This window comes from Agrococcus jejuensis, from assembly GCF_007679035.1.
In the GTDB taxonomy this organism is placed as follows: Bacteria; Actinomycetota; Actinomycetes; order Actinomycetales; family Microbacteriaceae; genus Agrococcus; species Agrococcus jejuensis_A.
This window is the reverse complement of sequence record NZ_VEFR01000001.1, coordinates 813,510-830,791: the sequence shown is the minus strand read 5'-3', so window position 1 is coordinate 830,791 and position 17,282 is coordinate 813,510. Positions and strand designations below refer to the sequence as shown.

18 protein-coding genes and 1 other RNA gene are annotated in these 17,282 nt (G+C 73.0%); 8 read left to right on the top strand and 11 right to left on the bottom strand.

Annotation, left to right across the window (positions count from 1 at the left end):
• Window positions 1-86 precede the first annotated feature (86 nt).
• From FS793_RS03990 to mvk, 6 genes are read right to left on the bottom strand one after another with little or no spacing between them, the layout of a single operon-like run.
• Window positions 87-1,223: a hydroxymethylglutaryl-CoA synthase gene (locus FS793_RS03990; RefSeq protein WP_144718789.1), complete on the bottom strand. Its 1,137-nt coding sequence runs from the start codon at window positions 1,221-1,223 to the stop codon at window positions 87-89.
• On the bottom strand, window positions 1,220-2,269 hold the full coding sequence (locus FS793_RS03985; protein WP_144718785.1) for a hydroxymethylglutaryl-CoA reductase: 1,050 nt from the start codon (window positions 2,267-2,269) through the stop codon (window positions 1,220-1,222). The genes FS793_RS03990 and FS793_RS03985 overlap by 4 nt, the downstream gene beginning before the upstream one ends.
• Entirely contained in the window at window positions 2,266-3,336 is a 1,071-nt protein-coding gene (gene fni / locus FS793_RS03980) for a type 2 isopentenyl-diphosphate Delta-isomerase (RefSeq protein ID WP_186329308.1), read from the bottom strand. The genes FS793_RS03985 and fni overlap by 4 nt, the downstream gene beginning before the upstream one ends.
• On the bottom strand, window positions 3,329-4,414 hold the full coding sequence (locus FS793_RS03975; RefSeq protein WP_144718779.1) for a phosphomevalonate kinase: 1,086 nt from the start codon (window positions 4,412-4,414) through the stop codon (window positions 3,329-3,331). Before FS793_RS03975 ends, fni begins: the two co-directional genes overlap by 8 nt.
• On the bottom strand, window positions 4,411-5,376 hold the full coding sequence (gene mvaD, locus FS793_RS03970; RefSeq protein WP_144718775.1) for a diphosphomevalonate decarboxylase: 966 nt from the start codon (window positions 5,374-5,376) through the stop codon (window positions 4,411-4,413). Before mvaD ends, FS793_RS03975 begins: the two co-directional genes overlap by 4 nt.
• Window positions 5,373-6,323, bottom strand: coding sequence for a mevalonate kinase (mvk, locus tag FS793_RS03965; protein WP_186329307.1), 951 nt, complete (start codon window positions 6,321-6,323; stop codon window positions 5,373-5,375). Before mvk ends, mvaD begins: the two co-directional genes overlap by 4 nt.
• 298 nt (window positions 6,324-6,621) lie before the next feature.
• Here mvk and prfB point away from each other — a divergent pair, with 298 nt between their 5' ends.
• The 5 genes from prfB (at window position 6,622) to smpB (ending at window position 11,424) form a co-directional block, all read left to right on the top strand.
• Complete coding sequence (prfB, locus tag FS793_RS03960; protein WP_144718769.1) at window positions 6,622-7,743, top strand: peptide chain release factor 2; 1,122 nt, start codon at window positions 6,622-6,624, stop codon at window positions 7,741-7,743.
• Window positions 7,740-9,155 (top strand): 4-hydroxyphenylacetate 3-hydroxylase N-terminal domain-containing protein, encoded by a 1,416-nt coding sequence (locus FS793_RS03955; protein WP_186329306.1) that lies wholly within the window; start codon window positions 7,740-7,742, stop codon window positions 9,153-9,155. The genes prfB and FS793_RS03955 overlap by 4 nt, the downstream gene beginning before the upstream one ends.
• Window positions 9,156-9,233: 78 nt before the next feature.
• Window positions 9,234-9,968: a cell division ATP-binding protein FtsE gene (gene ftsE / locus FS793_RS03950; protein ID WP_144718763.1), complete on the top strand. Its 735-nt coding sequence runs from the start codon at window positions 9,234-9,236 to the stop codon at window positions 9,966-9,968.
• Complete coding sequence (gene ftsX / locus FS793_RS03945; RefSeq protein WP_144718760.1) at window positions 9,965-10,879, top strand: permease-like cell division protein FtsX; 915 nt, start codon at window positions 9,965-9,967, stop codon at window positions 10,877-10,879. Before ftsE ends, ftsX begins: the two co-directional genes overlap by 4 nt.
• A 68-nt stretch (window positions 10,880-10,947) precedes the next feature.
• Entirely contained in the window at window positions 10,948-11,424 is a 477-nt protein-coding gene (gene smpB / locus FS793_RS03940) for an SsrA-binding protein SmpB (protein WP_144718757.1), read from the top strand.
• A 16-nt stretch (window positions 11,425-11,440) separates the two neighbouring features.
• On the opposite strand, the gene FS793_RS03935 is transcribed toward smpB, so the two are convergent.
• Window positions 11,441-12,865, bottom strand: a complete 1,425-nt coding sequence (locus tag FS793_RS03935; RefSeq protein WP_144718754.1) for a hypothetical protein — start codon at window positions 12,863-12,865, stop codon at window positions 11,441-11,443.
• A gap of 142 nt (window positions 12,866-13,007) precedes the next feature.
• On the opposite strand from FS793_RS03935, the gene FS793_RS03930 reads away from it, so the two are divergent.
• Both FS793_RS03930 and ssrA read left to right on the top strand, forming a co-directional pair.
• The gene (locus FS793_RS03930; RefSeq protein WP_144718751.1) at window positions 13,008-14,036 is read left to right on the top strand and encodes a 6-phosphofructokinase; all 1,029 of its coding nucleotides are present in this window, start codon (window positions 13,008-13,010) and stop codon (window positions 14,034-14,036) included.
• Between the two features lie 119 nt (window positions 14,037-14,155).
• Window positions 14,156-14,527: a transfer-messenger RNA gene (gene ssrA, locus FS793_RS03925) on the top strand.
• An 85-nt stretch (window positions 14,528-14,612) separates the two neighbouring features.
• On the opposite strand, the gene FS793_RS03920 is transcribed toward ssrA, so the two are convergent.
• Entirely contained in the window at window positions 14,613-14,903 is a 291-nt protein-coding gene (locus FS793_RS03920; RefSeq protein WP_144718748.1) for a rhodanese-like domain-containing protein, read from the bottom strand.
• An 86-nt stretch (window positions 14,904-14,989) separates the two neighbouring features.
• Between FS793_RS03920 and FS793_RS03915 the strand changes: the two genes are divergently transcribed.
• Window positions 14,990-15,466, top strand: a complete 477-nt coding sequence (locus FS793_RS03915) for a VOC family protein (protein ID WP_144718745.1) — start codon at window positions 14,990-14,992, stop codon at window positions 15,464-15,466.
• Here FS793_RS03915 and FS793_RS03910 read toward each other — a convergent pair.
• From FS793_RS03910 to FS793_RS03900, 3 genes are read right to left on the bottom strand one after another with little or no spacing between them, the layout of a single operon-like run.
• Window positions 15,408-15,974 carry a hypothetical protein gene (locus FS793_RS03910; protein ID WP_144718742.1) on the bottom strand — a complete coding sequence of 189 codons (567 nt, stop codon included), beginning with the start codon at window positions 15,972-15,974 and terminating at the stop codon, window positions 15,408-15,410. The genes FS793_RS03915 and FS793_RS03910 overlap by 59 nt on opposite strands.
• 4 nt (window positions 15,975-15,978) lie before the next feature.
• The gene (locus tag FS793_RS03905; protein WP_260980007.1) at window positions 15,979-16,749 is read right to left on the bottom strand and encodes an inositol monophosphatase family protein; all 771 of its coding nucleotides are present in this window, start codon (window positions 16,747-16,749) and stop codon (window positions 15,979-15,981) included.
• A gap of 30 nt (window positions 16,750-16,779) precedes the next feature.
• Window positions 16,780-17,271: a DUF3817 domain-containing protein gene (locus tag FS793_RS03900; RefSeq protein WP_144718736.1), complete on the bottom strand. Its 492-nt coding sequence runs from the start codon at window positions 17,269-17,271 to the stop codon at window positions 16,780-16,782.
• Window positions 17,272-17,282: the final 11 nt, after the last annotated feature.

Below are 17,282 nucleotides of genomic sequence, written 5' to 3'. Positions count from 1 at the left end.
GGAGAAGGAAGAACTTGCAGTGACTGCATCATCCTACGCCTCCTCGACGGATGCTCATGACTGCCGCGCAGCCCCCTTGACGCGGGTCAGACGCGCTCGTACTTACGCGCGCCGCCCTCGACGCCCGCCATGCGGAACGGCCCCGTCGTGACGCGCGGCAGCGTGCGATCCTCGCTCGACGCGGAGTGCTCCGCGTGCAGGCGCTCGTACGTCGCGACGTCGATCGGCACGCGGCCGTCGATCGCACGGCGCACGCCGGCGTCGTGCACGCCCGCATCCGAGCGCACGACGCCCGTCATCCACTCGCCGACCGAGCCGGAGCCGTACGAGAACATGCCCACGCCGGCGCCCGAGCGGTCGCCCGACTCGAGCAGGCCCGCGAGCGCGCCCGGCAGCGACGCCGAGTACGCGTTGCCCAGCTGCGCGCCGACGTCGAGCGCGGCCTCGTCGAGCGCGCCGACCTCGCCGTCCAGCAGGTCGCTCAGGCGCGCGTGCGCCTTGCGGGCCATCTTCGTGAACGGCTGGTGGTACAGCAGGTGCGCGACGTCGGCGAGCGAGCGGCCGCCGCGTGCGACGAGGTCGCGCCACGCGCCCTCGAGCGAGTCGAGGTACGCCGAGGTCGACAGGTGCCCGTCGACGAGCGCGGTCGTGCGGTCGTTCGGACGCCAGAAGTCGTCGACGTCGAACGTGTGCAGGCCGCTCACCGCGTCGAGCTCGACGAGGCGGGGGTTCGCCGACACGAGCATCGCGACGGCGCCGGCACCCTGGGTGGGCTCGCCCGCCGAGGCGAGGTCGTAGCGGGCGACGTCGGTCGCGATGACGAGCGCGAGATCGTCGGGGCGGCGCGCCACCTGGTCGGCGGCGAGCTGCACGCCCGCGATGCCGCCGTAGCAGGCCTGCTTCAGCTCGACGACGCGCGTCGTCGACGGCAGGTCGAGCAGACGGTGCACGAACACGCCCGCCGCCTTCGACTGGTCGACGCCCGACTCCGTCGCGACGAGCACCGAGCGGATGCGCGACGCGTCGATGCGCTCCACGATCGGCGCGGCGGCCGCGGCCGCCATCGTCACGATGTCCTCGTCGGGGGCGAGCACGCTCATCGCGAGCTGCCCGAGCCCGATGGACAGCTTCGCGGGCTCGATGCCGCGCGCCTCCGCCAGCAGCGACATGTCGAGCACATGGTGCCCCGTCGCGATCTGGATGTCGTCGATGCCGACGCTCATGCGGTCCTCCGCTCTCCACGCTCCAGCACGCGATGCGTCGCCATGAGCTCTCCCGGATTGGTCTGGGCTGCCAGCAGCGACAGCTCGCCGCACAGCACGGTCGCGCCGATCAGCGCGGCGAGGCGTCGCGCGTCGGCGCCGGGCTCGCCGCCCGAGCGGCAGCCGATGCGCTGCAGCGCGTCCTCGACGACGGGCAGCCCGCCGCCCTTGCCGTTGCCGACGGTGCCGACGATGAGGTTCGGGATCGTGCACGAGAAGTACACGCCCGCCTCGCGGGCCTCGACGTAGGTGATGCCCTGCGAGCCCTCGACGATGTTCGCGGCGTCCTGGCCGGTCGCGAGGTAGAAGCCCAGCAGCATGTTCGCGTAGTGCGCGTTCGCCGAGCGCAGCGCGCCCGCGATCGTCGAGCCCACCAGGTTCTTGCCCGTGTTGAGCGCCTCGAGACGCTCGGGCGTCGTGCGCAGGCCCGTCTCGACGAGGTCGCGGGGGATGAGGATGTCGGCGACGACCGAGCGGCCGCGGCCGAGGATGCCGTTGACGGCCGTGGCCTTCTTGTCGGAGCACCAGTTGCCCGAGATCGAGCCGTACTCGAGCTCGGGCGAGAACGCGAGGATCGCCTCGATGAGCGACTCCGCCGCCGCGGTCGCCATGTTGTGGCCCGAGGCGTCGCCGGTCGAGAACGCGAAGCGCACGAACAGCAGGCTGCCCACGACCTCGGTGTCGACGTCGAGCAGCCGCGCGAACCGGCTCTGCGCCTCCACGACCATGCGCAGGTCGTCGATGCGGTCCTTGATCGAGCGCGACGCGGCGACGGCGGTCGCGGCGTCGTCGGCGCGCAGCAGGATCGAGCGCGTCATGCGCTCGTCGACGACGGTCACCTGGATGCCGCCCTCGACCTGCCGGGAGATGCGCGCGCCACGTCCCACCGAGGGCCACAGCGGCGACTCGTACGTCGCGAGCGGCACGGTGACCTCGTCGGTCACGGCGTTGCCCGAGATGCGGATGGGCCCGACCCACGACGTGGGGATGGGCGTGAAGTCGGTCATCGGAGCCTTCCGTCGACGGCGCGGCGGCGCGCCAGGGTCGTCACGTCGATGCCGCGCAGCTCGGCGAGCTCGCGCAGGCGTCCGCGCACGAGCACGTCGGCGTGCACCGCGTCCGCGGGTGATTCGGCGCCGACGAGCGCGAGGATCGCGCGCACGTGGTCGCGCCACAGGTGCATCTCGTCGACGAGCGCCTGCTCGCCGCCCTCGACCGCCACGGCGAGGAAGCGGCTCGCGACGCCCACGGCGCGCGCACCGAGCGCGAGGGCGCGCACGACGTCGAGCGGATGCCGGATGCCGCCGGAGGCGAGCAGCGGCAGCCCCGCGTCCTGCGCGTCGAGCAGGCACGCGGGCGTCGAGAGGCCCCAACCGCCGAGGTAGGCGAAGTCGCGCGCGGCACGGCGGTCGTTCTCGACGCGCACGAAGTCGGTGCCGCCCGTGCCGCCGACGTCGGCGACGTCGACGCCGAGGTCGCGCAGGCGTGCGACGGTGCGGCCCGAGAGGCCGGCACCGACCTCCTTCACGATCACGGGCACGTCGACGGCCTCGCAGATCGCCGCGATCGACGACGCCCACGTGTCGAAGCGCGTGGAGCCCTCGGGCATCACGAGCTCCTGCGCGGCGTTCAGGTGCACCTGCAGCGCATCCGCATCCAGCAGCGCGACGGCGCGACGCGCGTCGTCGGCCGAGCGGTCGGCGCCCACGTTCGCGAGCACGAAGCCGTGCGGGTGCTCGTCGCGCAGCACGCGGAAGTACGGCGCACGCGACGGGTCGTCGAGCGCGATCGACACCGAGCCGGACGCGATGGGCAGGTCGGCCTCGCGCGCCGCGATCGCGAGGATGCGATTGACGTCGCCCGTGTGCGCCGTGCCGCCCGTCATGCCGTTGACGTAGACGGGGGAGCGCCAGGCGAGCCCTGCCACGTCGACGTCGAGGCTCACCCGCGCCGGGTCGATGCCGTCGAGCGCGTGGTGCACGAGCTCGACGTCGTCGAGGTCGCTCGGCCTGCCGCGGCGGTCGCGCTCGTGCTCGAGCGCGATGCGCACATGGTCGTCCTTGCGCTCACCCATCGACGTCATCCCGCGGCGGCGTGACCGAGATCGTCAGGTGCCGCACGTCGTCGGCCTCCCACGCTCGGTGCATCGCCTGCACGTCGGCATCGAGCGGCGCGAGCGCGATGCCGCAGTCGCCACCACCCGCGCCCGACGGCTTCGCCGCGGCGCCCGCGCGCTCTGCGGCGTCGCAGAGGGCTCGCAGGCGATCGGTCTCGATGTCGATGCCGGCGGCGTCGCCGAGATCGCGCAGCAGGGAGCGGCAGGAGCGGATGGCGTCGAGCGCGGCGGGCACGTCGTCGGTCTGCAGCGCCGTGGTGAGCAGGCTCACCTGGTCGTGGCTCGCGGCGAGGAAGTCGCGATGCACCTGCGCGCCGGTCTCGCGCATGACGAGCACGCGGTCGACGAGGCGCTCGGTCGCGGCGGGCGCGCCCGTCCAGCCCACGAGCAGCCGCATCGAGGCCGGCGGCTCGATGCGCGTCACGCTGAGGCCGTCCCACGGCTCGTCGAGCAGCTCGCCGATCGGGGCGCCGCTGCGCAGCCGCCGCACGAGCGCGGCGCGGTCGGGCGAGGAGTAGCCGATCCAGCCGCCGAAGGTCGACGCCGCGAGGTCGCCACCCGATGCGGTCGGCACGACCGAGACGGTCGCGAGCATCGCGAGGCGGAAGCGCTGCATGGCCGTGAGGCGCAGGTCGTAGAACTCGTCGAGCGCCGCGACCGTCGCGACCGTCACGGCCGCCGACGAGCCGAGGCCGAACTTGCGGCCGCCGCGGTCGTCGAGCTCGCTCGAGATGCGCAGGTCGAAGAAGCAGTCGCGCCTGCCGAGCTCGGCCCGCAGCCGGTCGACGAGCGTGATGGTGGCGAGCACGTAGTCGTACGGCGTCTTGCGGTCGATCCGCACGCCGGTCGCGTCGCGCGTCCACGTCACGGGCAGCTGGCCGTACGCCTCGGAGTGCACCTGGCCGAACGCATCCGACTGGTCGACCGACACCGTGAGGAAGCGGTCGACGGCGACGAGCACCGACGGCTGCCCGGGCTCCACCACCGCGTACTCGCCCGCGACGAAGAGCTTGCCGGGTGCGCGCGTCGTGATCACGCGGTCGCCTCCACCAGATGGGCGCCGGGGCCGGGGCGCGCGACGACCGTCGAGGCGACGGACGCGAGGTCGTCGGCGATGCGCTGCGCCGCGGCGGGATCGCAGAGCACGACGACGTTGGGGCCGGCGTCGATGGTCGCGTAGGCGAGCACGCCGTCGGCGCGCAGCGCCTCGATGCGGTCGAGCACCGTGAGGCTCGCGCTCGTGAGGTAGCGGATGGGCGGATCGCACGACTGGATGAGCGCGTGCATGCGCAGCGCGTTCGTCTCGGCGATGCGCCCCACGAGGTCGAGGTCGCCCGCGGCGCACGCGTCGACCATGCGCTCGAGCGTCTCGGCGGTGCTCGAGACCCATGCGGGGTAGAACGGCGAGGTCTCGGCGGTACGCACCATGGCGACGCGGCTCGAGACGGGCTTCTCGCGCTCCTCGACCGTCGCGATGACCATCGCCATGTCGGGGGCGGCGGTGGCCTCGGCGAACGACGTCTCGTCGTCGTCGCCCGCGTGCCATACGGCGACGCCCGACACGATCGAGCGGGATGCGGATCCCGACCCGCGGCGGGCGAGGCGCGAGAGCTCGCGCGGCGACAGGTCGAGGCCGTACGCGGCCGATGCGGCGACGGCGAGCGCCGCGAAGCCCGAGGCCGACGACGCGAGGCCCGCGCCCGTGGGCACCGCGTTGGTCGTGACGACGCGCGCTTGCGCGCTCGCGCCCGCGAGCTCGCGCACGAGGTCGAGGAAGCGGGCGACGCGATCGAGCGGCGTGCCCTCGAGCGCACGACCGTCGAGCTCGAGCGCGTCGGCGGCGAGCGTCTCGTCGACCGTGACGGTCGTCGTGGTGGGGAAGACGTCGAGCGTCATCGACAGGCTGCCCGTCGCGGGCAGGTTCATCGTCGCGTCGCGCTTGCCCCAGTACTTCACGAGCGCGATGTTCGGATGTGCGACGGCCGTGGCCTGGGTCATGTCGTCTCCACGGTCGCGGTCCACGTCGCGCGCGCACCGGCGGCGCGCATCGCAGCCGCGATCGCGGGAGCGTCGTGCACGGTGGGGGCGAGCGCGAGCACGCATCCGCCACCGCCTCCGCCCGTGAGCTTCGCACCAGCGGAGCCCGCAGCCATCGCGGCCTCCACGAGGGTATCGAGGTGGGGCGTGCTCACGCCCAGGCCGCGCAGCTCGGCGTGCGCCGTCGACATCGCGGCGCCGAGCGCCGTCACGTCGCCCGTGGCGAGGCCGTCGGCGAAGTCGTGCACGACCTGCGTGAGGGTCGCGATCGCGGCGTCGAGGTGTGCGGGATCGGTGCGGCGCAGCTCGGCGACGTGCGCGACCATCTCGCGGGTCGAGCCGCGCGAGCCGGAGTCGGCGACGACGATCGTCACAGGTGCGCCGACGGGCAGCGGTCGGGATGCGCCCGACTGGAACCAGATGGGGCCGGCGGCCACGACGGTGCGGGCGTCGAGGCCCGACGGGCGGCCGTGCGCCACCTGCTCGGCCTGGTGCACGAGCGACTGCAGCGTGGCGTCGTCGAGGTCGACGTCGGCGCAGCGGGCGATGGCGCGCACGATCGCCGCGGCCGTCGCCGCGCTCGAGCCGAGCCCTGCCGACAGCGGCACCTCGTTGCGCACGTCGACGTCGAGCGGCGCGGCGTGCACGTGGTCCATCGCGAGGCGCACGGCCGCCACGGTCGGGGCGAGGCCGTCGGGCGCCTCGTCGAGCGAGCCCGTGTAGTCGTCGGTCGTCAGGGTCGTCGTGCCATCGGCGGCCAGCGATGCGGTCGCGGTGATCGTCAGGGCGTCGAGGGGCGTCGCGATGGCCGGCGCGCCGTGCACGACCGAGTGCTCGCCGACGAGGATCGCCTTCGCGTGCGCCGTGGCGGTGGCGGTGTCGCGGACCCCGCTCGAGACGTTCGTCATGCGGTGGCACCGACGACGGACGCGCCCGACGTGCTCCGGAGGGCCGGGACGAGGGCGACGCGGTCGCGGATGAGGTGGTCCATGCGAGTCGAATGGTAGCGCGCTGTGCATTGCCCATCGCATGTGCGCACGGCGGGTGCGACGCGTGCCAGGATGCGCCGCTCCACGATCTGCGCGAGCGCGGCGCACGCGCGGCGGCGAGCACGTGCCCTCGCGAGCGCGTGCGCGCGACCGCCGTGGCCGCACGCCCGTGCCAGCGCGAGTCGGATGCGGCCGCGGCTCGCTAGGCTGGACGATCATGGCCGACCTCGACATCGCCGGCGAGATCGCCGATCTGCGCAGCACCCATTCCGACATCGCCGCCGTCGCCGACCTCCCGCGCCTCGAGCGCGAGATCGCCGAGCTCAGCGAGCAGGCCGGCGCGCCCGACATCTGGGACGACCCGGCGAAGGCGCAGCAGGTCACGACCGCGCTCAGCCACCGCCAGTCGCAGCTCAAGCGCATCGGCGACGTCGCGAGCCGCATCGACGACCTCGAGGTGCTCGTGCAGCTCGCCAACGAGGAGGACGACGAGGACTCGCGGGCAGAGGCCCGCAAGGAGCTCGGCGCCCTGCAGAAGACCGTCTCCGAGATGGAGGTGCACACCCTGCTCGACGGCGAGTTCGACGAGCTGCCCGCCGTCGTCACCATCCGCGCGGGCGCCGGTGGCGTCGACGCCTCCGACTTCGCCGAGATGCTGCTGCGCATGTACCTGCGCTACGCCGAGCAGCACGGCATGAGCGTGCGCGTCTACGACACGTCGTACGCGGAGGAGGCGGGCATCAAGTCCGCGTCGTTCGAGGTCGACGCGCCCTACGCGTTCGGCAACCTGTCGGTCGAGGCCGGCACCCACCGCCTCGTGCGCATGAGCCCCTTCGGCGCGGCGGGCAAGCGCCAGACGTCGTTCGCCGCCGTCGAGGTCGTGCCGCTCTTCGACCAGGTCGACGAGGTCGAGGTGCCCGAGGGCGACATCCGCGTCGACGTCTTCCGCTCGTCGGGCCCCGGCGGCCAGTCGGTCAACACGACCGACTCCGCCGTTCGCATCACGCACCTCCCGACCGGTCTCGTCGTGTCGATGCAGAACGAGAAGTCGCAGATCCAGAATCGCGCCGCCGCCATGCGCGTGCTGCAGTCGCGCCTCATGCTGCTGCAGCGCGAGGAGGAGGCCGCGCGCAAGAAGGAGCTCGCGGGCACCATCACCGCATCGTGGGGCGACCAGATGCGCTCCTACGTGCTCGCGCCGTACCAGATGGTCAAGGACCTGCGCACGGAGCACGAGGTCGGCAACCCGTCGAACGTCTTCGACGGCGACCTCGACGGGTTCATCGCCGCAGGCATCCGCTGGCGCAAGCAGCAGCAGCAGGAGCGGGCCGACTCGTGACGCGCGGGCCGCAGACCGGAGCCGAGTACCTCGCGTCGCTCGGAGACGGTCGTGCGGTCATCCTCGACGGCGAGCGCGTGGATGCGGTCGCCGAGCACCCGGCGCTCGCCGGCACGGCGGCGACGATCGCGTCGCTGTACGACCGCCTGCACGGCCCCGACGCCGACGTGCTGCTCGCGACGACGCCCGAGGGCGTGCGCACGCACGCGTTCTCGACCATCCCGCGCTCGCGGGATGACCTGCGGGCGCAGCGCGAGGCCATCCGCGCCTGGCAGCGCGAGACCCACGGCTGGCTGGGCCGCACGCCCGAGATGATGGCCTCGGTCCTCACGTCGATGGCCGCCCACGCGTCGTTCTACGGGCCGCAGGCGGATGCGGTGCGCGCGACGCTCGCGGCGCATCAGCGCTCCGTCACCCACTACGCGCAGGCGCTCGTGAACCCGCCCGTCGACCGCGACCTGCCGCCCGACGAGGTCGGCGACGTCTTCCTGCACGTCGTGCGCGAGAGTGGCGACGGCCTGGTGCTGCGCGGCGCCAAGGCGGTCGTGACGGGCGCGGCGACCGCCCAGCGGCTCCTCGTCTCCCACTTCGGCGGCGAGGTGCAGACCGACGGCTTCGCCATCGCGTGCACCGTGCCGGTCGGTGCGCCGGGCCTGCGCCTCTACGCCCGCACGGTGCCGACGCGCGCCGACCAGCCCCTCGCGACGCGCTTCGCCGAGCACGACGCCCTCGTCGTCTTCGACGACGTGCTCGTGCCGTGGGAGGACGTGCTCATCCGCGACGCCGAGACCATGCTCGGCCACAACCGCGGCGCCGTCGGCTGGAACGCGCGACTCGCGTTCCAGTCCGCCACGCGACTCGAGGCGAAGCTCGAGTGGATCGCGGGGCTCGCGGTGCGCGCCACCGAGATCATGGGCACCGCATCGATCCGCAGCGTGCAGGCCGCGCTCGGCGAGACCATCGCCTTCCGCCACGTCGTCGCCGGCATGCGCGACGCCATGATCGAGCAGGCCGCGCCCGTGGGCGACGAGGACCTGCCTGGCGGTCGCGCGTGGGGTCCCGGCGTCGAGCCCGCGCTCGCGTTCTCGGCCTACGCTCCTGATGCCTACAGCCGCATGCGCGTGACGCTCGAGACCGCCGTCGCCTCGGGCCTCGCCCACCTCCCCATCCCGGCAGACGGCCTCGGCGCGCATCCCGAGCTCGCGCCGCTGCTGCGCGGCTCCAGCGGCGCCGACGCCGACGAGCGGCTCGCGGTGATGGGCGCGCTGTGGGATGCGATCGGCACGGGCTTCGGGGCGCGCCACGAGCTGTACGAGCGCAGCCATTGGGGCCAGCCCGAGCGCACGCACGTCGGCATCCTCGGGCTCGCGCAGGCGACCGGTCGCGTCGCCCACTGGCGCGCACGAGGCTGAGCGGTGCTCACGCACCGCATCCGCGCCGCGCCGGGGGAGTGCCGGGGTACGGCGCATCCCCGGTCGTAGCCTCGACGAGTGATCCGGTTCGACGCGGTCTCCAAGACCTACCCCCGCTCTGCGCGGGCGGCGCTCACCGACGTCTCGCTCGAGGTGGCGAAGGGCGAGTTCGTGTTCCTCGTCGGCGCCTCCGGGTCGGGCAAGTCGACGCTCATCCGCATGGTCCTGCGCGAGGAGCAGCCCTCGAAGGGCGAGATCCACGTGCTCGGCCAGCGGCTGCGCTCCATCCCGAGCCGCAAGGTGCCCTACTTCCGCCGCAACCTCGGCGTCGTCTTCCAGGACTTCCGCCTGCTGCGCTCGAAGACCGTCTACGAGAACGTCGCCTTCACGCTGCAGGTGCTCGGCAAGAGCCGCGGCTTCATCTCGGAGGCCGTGCCCGACGTGCTGAAGGTCGTGGGCCTCGCGGGCAAGTCGTCGCGCCTGCCGCATGAGCTGTCGGGCGGCGAGCAGCAGCGCGTCGCCATCGCACGCGCCGTCGTGAACAAGCCGCCGATCCTGCTCGCCGACGAGCCGACCGGCAACCTCGACCCCGCGACGAGCGCCGGCATCATGGCGCTGCTCGCCCGCATCAACGAGAGCGGCACGACCGTCGTGATGGCCACCCACGACTCGTCGATCGTCGACGCCATGCAGAAGCGCGTCGTCGAGCTCGACGCCGGGCGCGTCATGCGCGACGAGCTCGTCGGCTCGTACACCACGACGTCGCCCGTGCCCGTCGTCGACGAGCCCACGAGCCTGGGAGCCGCACGATGAGGGTCGCGCTCGTGCTGCAGGAGGTCTGGACCGGCCTGCGTCGCAACCTGTCGATGGCCGTCGCCGTCGTGCTCGTCACGTTCATCTCGCTGACGTTCGTGGGCGCCGCCGTGCTGCTGCAGATGCAGATCACCCAGATGAAGGGCTTCTGGTACGACCGGGCCCAGGTCGCGGTGTACTTCTGCAACGACATCGACCAGACCGAGACGTGCTCGCAGGCCGCGGCCACGCCCGAGCAGATCCAGGCCGTCGAGGACGCCCTCGCCGGTCCGGCGGTCGCGCAGTACGTCGACGGCGTGGAGTTCGAGGATCGCGACGCCGCCTACGCGCGCTTCATGGAGCAGTTCGGCGGTACGACGACCGCCGAGTTCGCGACGGCCGACACGATGAACGAGGCGCTGTGGGTGAGCCCCGTGACGCCCGCCGACGCCGACGTCGTCGCCGAGGCGACGGCGGGGCTGCCCGGCGTGCTCGAGGTGCGCGACCAGCGAGCCCTGCTCGAGCCGATCTTCTCGGTGCTCAACACCGCGAGCCTCGCGGCCGTCGGCATCGCCGTGCTCATGCTCGTCGCCGCCGTGCTGCTCATCGCCACGACCATCCGCCTCTCGGCGTTCTCGAGACGTCGCGAGCTCGGCATCATGCGGCTCGTGGGTGCATCGAACCGCTTCATCCAGACGCCGTTCATCCTCGAGGGCGTCGTCGCAGCGCTCGTGGGATCGCTGCTCGCCGCCGGCGCGATCGTCGCGCTCGTGCAGGGCGTGCTGCAGGGCTACGTCGCGCAGACGCTGCGCACGGTCGCGGTCGTCTCGCTCGACGACGCGCTGCTCGTGGCGCCGGGGCTCGTGGCGTTCGGCGTGCTGTTCGCCGGCCTCGCGGCAGCCGTCGCCATCCGCCGGTACCTCAAGGTCTGACCGGCAGCGAGCGCGCGTCCGCGTGCTAGGCTGACCGGCTGCGCACCAGTCGATTCGAGGAGGCGATCATGGCACGCGAGCAGGGCCAGAAGGTCGTCGCCCAGAACAAGAAGGCGCGGCACGACTACACGATCGAGGACCGCTACGAGGCGGGCCTCGTGCTCACCGGCACCGAGGTGAAGTCGCTGCGCGCCGGCCGCGCGTCGCTCGTCGACGGCTACGCCTACGTCGACAGGGGAGAGGCGTGGCTCGACGCCGTGCACATCCCCGAGTACGGCCAGGGCACCTGGACGAACCACCCGCCCCGTCGCAAGCGCAAGCTCCTGCTGCACAAGCACCAGATCGAGAAGCTGCAGGCTGCCGTGGCGCAGGGCGGCTACACGCTCGTGCCGCTGTCGCTGTACTTCCTCGACGGCAGGGCGAAGGTCGAGCTCGCGGTCGCGAAGGGCAAGCGCGAGTACGACAAGCGCCAGACGCTGCGCGAGCGGCAGGACAAGCGCGAGGCCGACCGCGCCATGCGCACGCGCAACCGGATGAACGAGTAGCCGACCCGCCCTCGCGTCAGCCGCGCACGGCCGACGCCGCGTCGCGAATCGTCTGCCCCTCGCCGCGCACGAGCGCGCTGATGGCCCCGAGCATCGTCGTCGCGCCCGTCGCCGTCGCCGTCGTGGCGGAGGCCGACGCGTAGGCGGACTCGTCGGTCGTGACGTAGGCGTCCAGCGCCGCGGCGGCGTCGGGCGCCGGGATCGTGTCGCCGCCGAACGCAGCGCCGCCCGTCACGTCCTCGTCGCGGTACGCGGCGCTCACCGCGGCGGCGAGCTGCGCGCCCTGGTCGTGCATCCCCGCCCACGCGTCGCACGTCGACTGCAGGTCGGCCGTGGGGCAGTGGTCGCGGTAGGACTGCGCCATCGACTGGTTGTACGTCACGAACGCCGCATCCCACGCCGTGGCGGCCGTGGCGCGTGCGGCCCGGTCGACGAACGACGCGCATCCCGTCGCCGCGTTGCAGGTGAACTCGATCCATCGCGACGCGTCGACGTCGTACCGCTCCGTGCCGCCCTGCGGCAGCGTGAGGGTCGCGAGGTAGTCGGCGTAGGCCGTCGCGAACGCGGCGTCGGCGTCGGCCTGCGCCAGCACGAGCGCGCAGGCCGACCCGATGACGTCGAACGGCGCCGCGACGGCGTCGGCGAGCCCGGCGGCGGCCTCGTAGCGGGGGCCGTCGACGGCCGTGGCCGCGAGCGCCTGCGCGTAGGCGTCGTTGCCCTCGCCGCCCTCGACGACGCGCAGGGCCGGCGCCGGCGCCGTGAGCATCGCGGCCTGGCCCGAGAGGCCCGCCATGGCGTCGCACGCGCCCTGCACGCCGCTCGCGTCGGCGGCGACGTCGTCGTACGAGCCCGAGCCCATGCTCGGCGCCGCCGTCGCGAGGCCGGCGTCGAAGGATGCGGTGTCGAGCTCGGCGAGCGGCTGCAGCGCCGCGTCGGAGTAGACCGACTCCCAGTCGGCGACCTGCGCCGCGTAGTCGTCGGCTGCCGACTGCGCATCGCGGTCGCGCAGCACGCCGGGCACGACGAGCGCGGCGACGACGCCGCCGATCGCGAGCATCGCGACCGGGATCGAGATGCCGAGGATGAGGCCCAGACGAGGGCCGCGGCGCTGGCCGGTCTGCGGCATGCCCTGCGGCGGAGCGAGCTGCGGGGCGGGCGGCTGCTGCATCCACGGCGGCGGCGGCTGCACGGGCATGGGCTGCGACGGCGTGCTCAGCGGCCGTCGCGGCTGGGGGTACGCCCCGCCGGGAGCGGATCCGTCGCTCGGATGCACCTCGACCGTCCACGAGCCGTCGGGGTTGCGCACGGGTGCGCCGGGCTGCGGCCCCTGCGGCCGCGCCGACGCGGGTCGGTCCTCGCCCGGCCCGCCCTGGGCGGGTGGCTGCTGGCCGCGCCAGGGGTCGTACGCCGGGCTCGGGCCTGGAGCGTGATCGTCTGCCATGCGGTCCCATCCGTGGTGCAGGGCCGTGGGAGCGGCCGATGTTCGCTCCCAGGCTAGGCAGGGGCGGCTGCGAACGCGATGGGGAGAAGTGCCCGTGCGCCGCCGGTTCGACACGCTCGCATGCGCAGGGTTGGATGGACCCATGCGCATCGGCATCCTCACCTCCGGCGGCGACTGCCCGGGTCTCAACGCCGTCATCCGAGCCGCCGTGCTCGGCGGCATCAAGCAGCACGGGCACGAGTTCGTGGGCATCCGCGACGGCTGGCGGGGCCTCGTCGCCGGTGACGTGCGCGTGCTCAACCGCTCGTCGGTGCGCGGCATCTCGCGCGTCGGCGGCACGATCCTCGGCACGAGCCGCACGAACCCCTTCGAGGGCGACCAGGGCGGCCCCGCGAACATCGCGGCGACGATGGAGCGGCTCGGCATCGACGCCGTGATCGCGATCGGCGGCGAGGGCACGCTCGCGGCCGGCAAGCGCCTGAGCGACGCCGGCATCCCGATCGTGGGCGTGCCGAAGACGATCGACAACGACCTCGACGCCACCGACTACACGTTCGGCTTCGACACGGCAGTGCAGATCGCGACCGAGGCGGGCGACCGCCTGCGCACGACGGGCGACTCGCACATGCGCTGCATGGTGCTGGAGGTCATGGGCCGCCATGTCGGCTGGATCGCGCTGCACGCGGGCATGGCCGTGGGTGCCCACGCCATCCTCATCCCCGAGCAGCCCCGGTCGATCGACGAGATCTGCGACTGGGCGCAGCAGGTGTACGACCGTCGCCGTGCGCCGCTCATCGTCGTGTCGGAGGGCTTCCGCCTCGAGGGCATGGAGGAGGCGCACTCGCACAAGGGCCTCGATGCGTTCAACCGGCCGCGCCTCGGTGGCATCTCCGAGCTCATCACGCCCGAGATCGAGGCCAGGACGGGCATCGAGTCGCGTTCGACCGTGCTGGGCCACATCCAGCGCGGCGGCGCCCCGACGGGTGCGGACCGCGTGCTCGCGACCCGCTTCGGCCTCGCGGCCATCGAGGCCGTGCACCAGCAGGCGTGGGGGCAGATGGTGTCGCTGCGCGGCACCGACATCGTGCGCGTGCCGTTCGCCGACGCCCTCGTGGGCCTCAAGGTCGTGCCCGAGGAGCGCTACCACGAGGCCGAGCTGCTCTTCGGCTGAGGGCGGACACGCCGTCGTTGCCCCGCGGGCGGCGAGCGCCGTACCATGGAGGGCTGCCGCGGACCGCGAGGAACGAGGCGGCTTGGCAACTCCACAGCGCGTGACACGCACCGCAGCACGGGGATGATCGGTTTCGACATCGCCTCAGTCGCTGCGGGAAGCGAGTCGAGGACCCAGGGTCATCTCGTCAACGATCCCTGGAAAACCATAGGTGCCAACGCAAAGCGCACCGACTTCGCCCTCGCTGCCTAAGCGAGCCTGAAGTCCGTCGAACCAGGTCTGCCCCCGCCCTGGACCTCGGCGTCATCTAGGGGGATTGCTGCGAGCCTGCGTCACAGGGACTCGTGGGACTTGCACTGTGACTGGGCCCGTCTACCTAGATGTCTGGGGCAAAGGTAGGGGCCGAGCAGAACGACCAAGCTCAGACTGCACTCGGAGAAGCCGCACGGTCCGAGCGATGGACGGGGGTTCGATTCCCCCCATCTCCACCACCGTCGGTGCGTGTCACGCGCAGGAGTCCACGAAGGGCCCGCAGACCTCGGTCCGCGGGCCCTTCGTCGTGCTCGGGGCCGGCGCTCAGCGGGCGACGTCGTGGCCGGCGGCGATCCACGCCGACGTGCCGCCGACGACGTTCGCGGCCGTGTAGCCCTGCGACTCGAGGTACTGCACGACGCGCGCCGAGCGTCCGCCCGAGTGGCAGATCACGGCGACGCCGTCGGGCACCTCCGAGATCCGCTCCACGATCTCGCCCATCGGGATGTGGATGGCGTGGGGCACGTGCCCCGCATCCCATTCGTCCTGCTCGCGCACGTCGACGACGGGCACGGCGGTGTCGGCGGCGATGGCGTCCACGGAGATCTCGCGCATGCCTCGACCCTAGCCGCGCGTCGCGCGCCGGGCGTACGCTCGCGAGCGCACGGGCGCGATCGCTCGGCATGCGAGAGGGGTCCACGATGACGCGAGTCGCGACGAGCCTGTGGTTCGACGGAGGCATCGAGGAGGCGGCGGCGCTCTACGTGTCGCTCATGCCGGGCAGCGAGATCCTGCACACGAGCAGGTATCCCGACGACGCGGCGTTCCCCGGCGGCAAGGGCGGGCAGGCGCTCACCGTCGACATGACGATCGGCGGCCACGCCGTGACGCTGCTCAACGGCGGACCCGAGTTCCCGCTGTCGGAGGCGGTGTCGCTCGTGCTCGAGGTCGAGGGCCAGGCCGAGATCGACCGGCTGTGGGATGCGCTGCTCGAGGGCGGCGGACGCGAGAGCCAGTGCGGCTGGCTCGTCGACCGGTTCGGGCTGTCGTGGCAGATCGTGCCGACGACGATGGGGCAGCTGATGTCCGGCCCGAACGCGGGTGCCGTGACGCAGGCGCTCATGACGATGGCGAAGATCGACGTCGGCGAGCTCGAGCGGGCGAGCGCGGGTTCGTGACGACCTTCCGCGGCGTCGGCACGGAAGCCGACGCCTCGGCCTCGACGTCCTTGGCCCTGCGCCACCGCCACCAGACGTAGTGCCCTTCGTCCTCCGTGACGTCGTAGCGCTGCCCGCAGGCCGCGCATGCGCAGATGCGTCGCGGTCGCCACGGGCGCCCGTGCACGACGACCGGGATCTCCTCGACGATCGCCACGTGACCGTACGCGGCCTCCTTCGCGGGGTCGTACATCTCGTGGTCGAGGTACGCGCGGCAGAGGCACTCGCCGAGCCAGTGCATGCGCACACGGTCGACCGCGTGCGTCACGTGCCGCCCGTTGAGTGCGAGCATGCCGCCGAGGTCGACCAGGTCGACCGCATCCTCGATCTCGGCGAGCCTCGCCCAGACGGCGCTCAGCGCGGCATCGTCACGCGTGCGGATGATCGCCCACGTCGCCCCGAGGATGCGCGAGCGCTCCCGAGACAGCAGGTCGTCGACGAGCGCGGGCCCACAGGGAGGCTCGCCCACCACGTCAGCGCGCCAGACGCCCGAGCAGCTCGTCGTGCAGCACGCCGTTCGTCGCGAGGGCCGAGCCGTGCCATGGGCCGGACTGCCCGTCGATCGACGTGAAGCGGCCGCCCGCCTCCTCGACGATCGGCACGAGCGCCGCCATGTCGTAGGGCTTGAGATCGAACTCGCCCACGACGTCGAGCGCGCCCTCGGCCAGCAGCATGTAGCTCCACGCGTCGCCATACGAGCGCGCGCGCCACACGTCGCGCTGCAGCGCCACGAGCTCGTCGAGGTAGCCGGCGCCGTCCCAGCCCTGGATGGAGTTGTACGAGATCGCGGCGTCGGCCAGCGTGGCGAGCGCCGACACCCGCAGGCGCTGCTCGCCGGGCGACGTCCACGCGCCCTCGCCGCGCGCCGCCCACCAGCGACGCCCGAGCGACGGCATCGAGCACACCCCCACGACGACCTCGCCGTCGACGACGAGCGCGATGAGCGTCGCCCACACGGGTGCGCCGCGCAGGAAGTGCGCGGTGCCGTCGATGGGGTCGACGATCCACTGGCGCGGGCTGTCGCCGGTCGTGCCGGTCTCCTCGCCGAAGAACGCGTCGCCGGGACGCTCGGCCTCGACGAGCTCGCGGATGCGCGCCTCGACGGCCTGGTCGGCGTCGGTGACGTGCGTCGCATCCGGCTTCGTCGTCACGTGCAGGTCGCTGGCGCGGAAGCGATCCATCGAGATCGCGTCGGCGGCGTCGGCGATGCGGAGGGCGAGGGCGAGGTCGTCGGCGTGGCTCACGGCATCCACGCTACCCGCGCGTGGGGCGCGTCAGCGGCCGGGAGGGCCGACGACGAGCAGCACGGTGAAGACGATCGCGACCACCACGACGGCGCCGAGGCCGAAGGCGACCGGATGGCGCAGCAGGGTGCGCACGAGGCGATCGAGCGGACGCCGGTCGCGGGGGTCGTCGGTGGCCTCGAGGCGCCATGCGCCGTCGAGCCGGCCGCTGCGTCGCAGCCAGCGCTCGGTCGGGATCGTCGCGTAGGGCACGACGGCGCTGACGATCGCGACGATCGCGGTGCCTGCGCTCCACCGCTGGTGGATCGTCATGAGCACCGCGGTCGCACCGTAGGCGAGGAAGACGAAGCCGTGGATGCCGCCACCGATCGAGACGCCGACGCCGACGTCGGTGAGGGCTCGCAGCAGCAGGCCGCCCAGCAGCAGCGTCCACGAGATCGCCTCGGCGATGGCGACGACGCGGTAGAGCGCGTGCGGGGTGGCGAACGGGGATCGGGATGCGGTGGGCACGGCGGCGGTCATTCCTTCAGTCT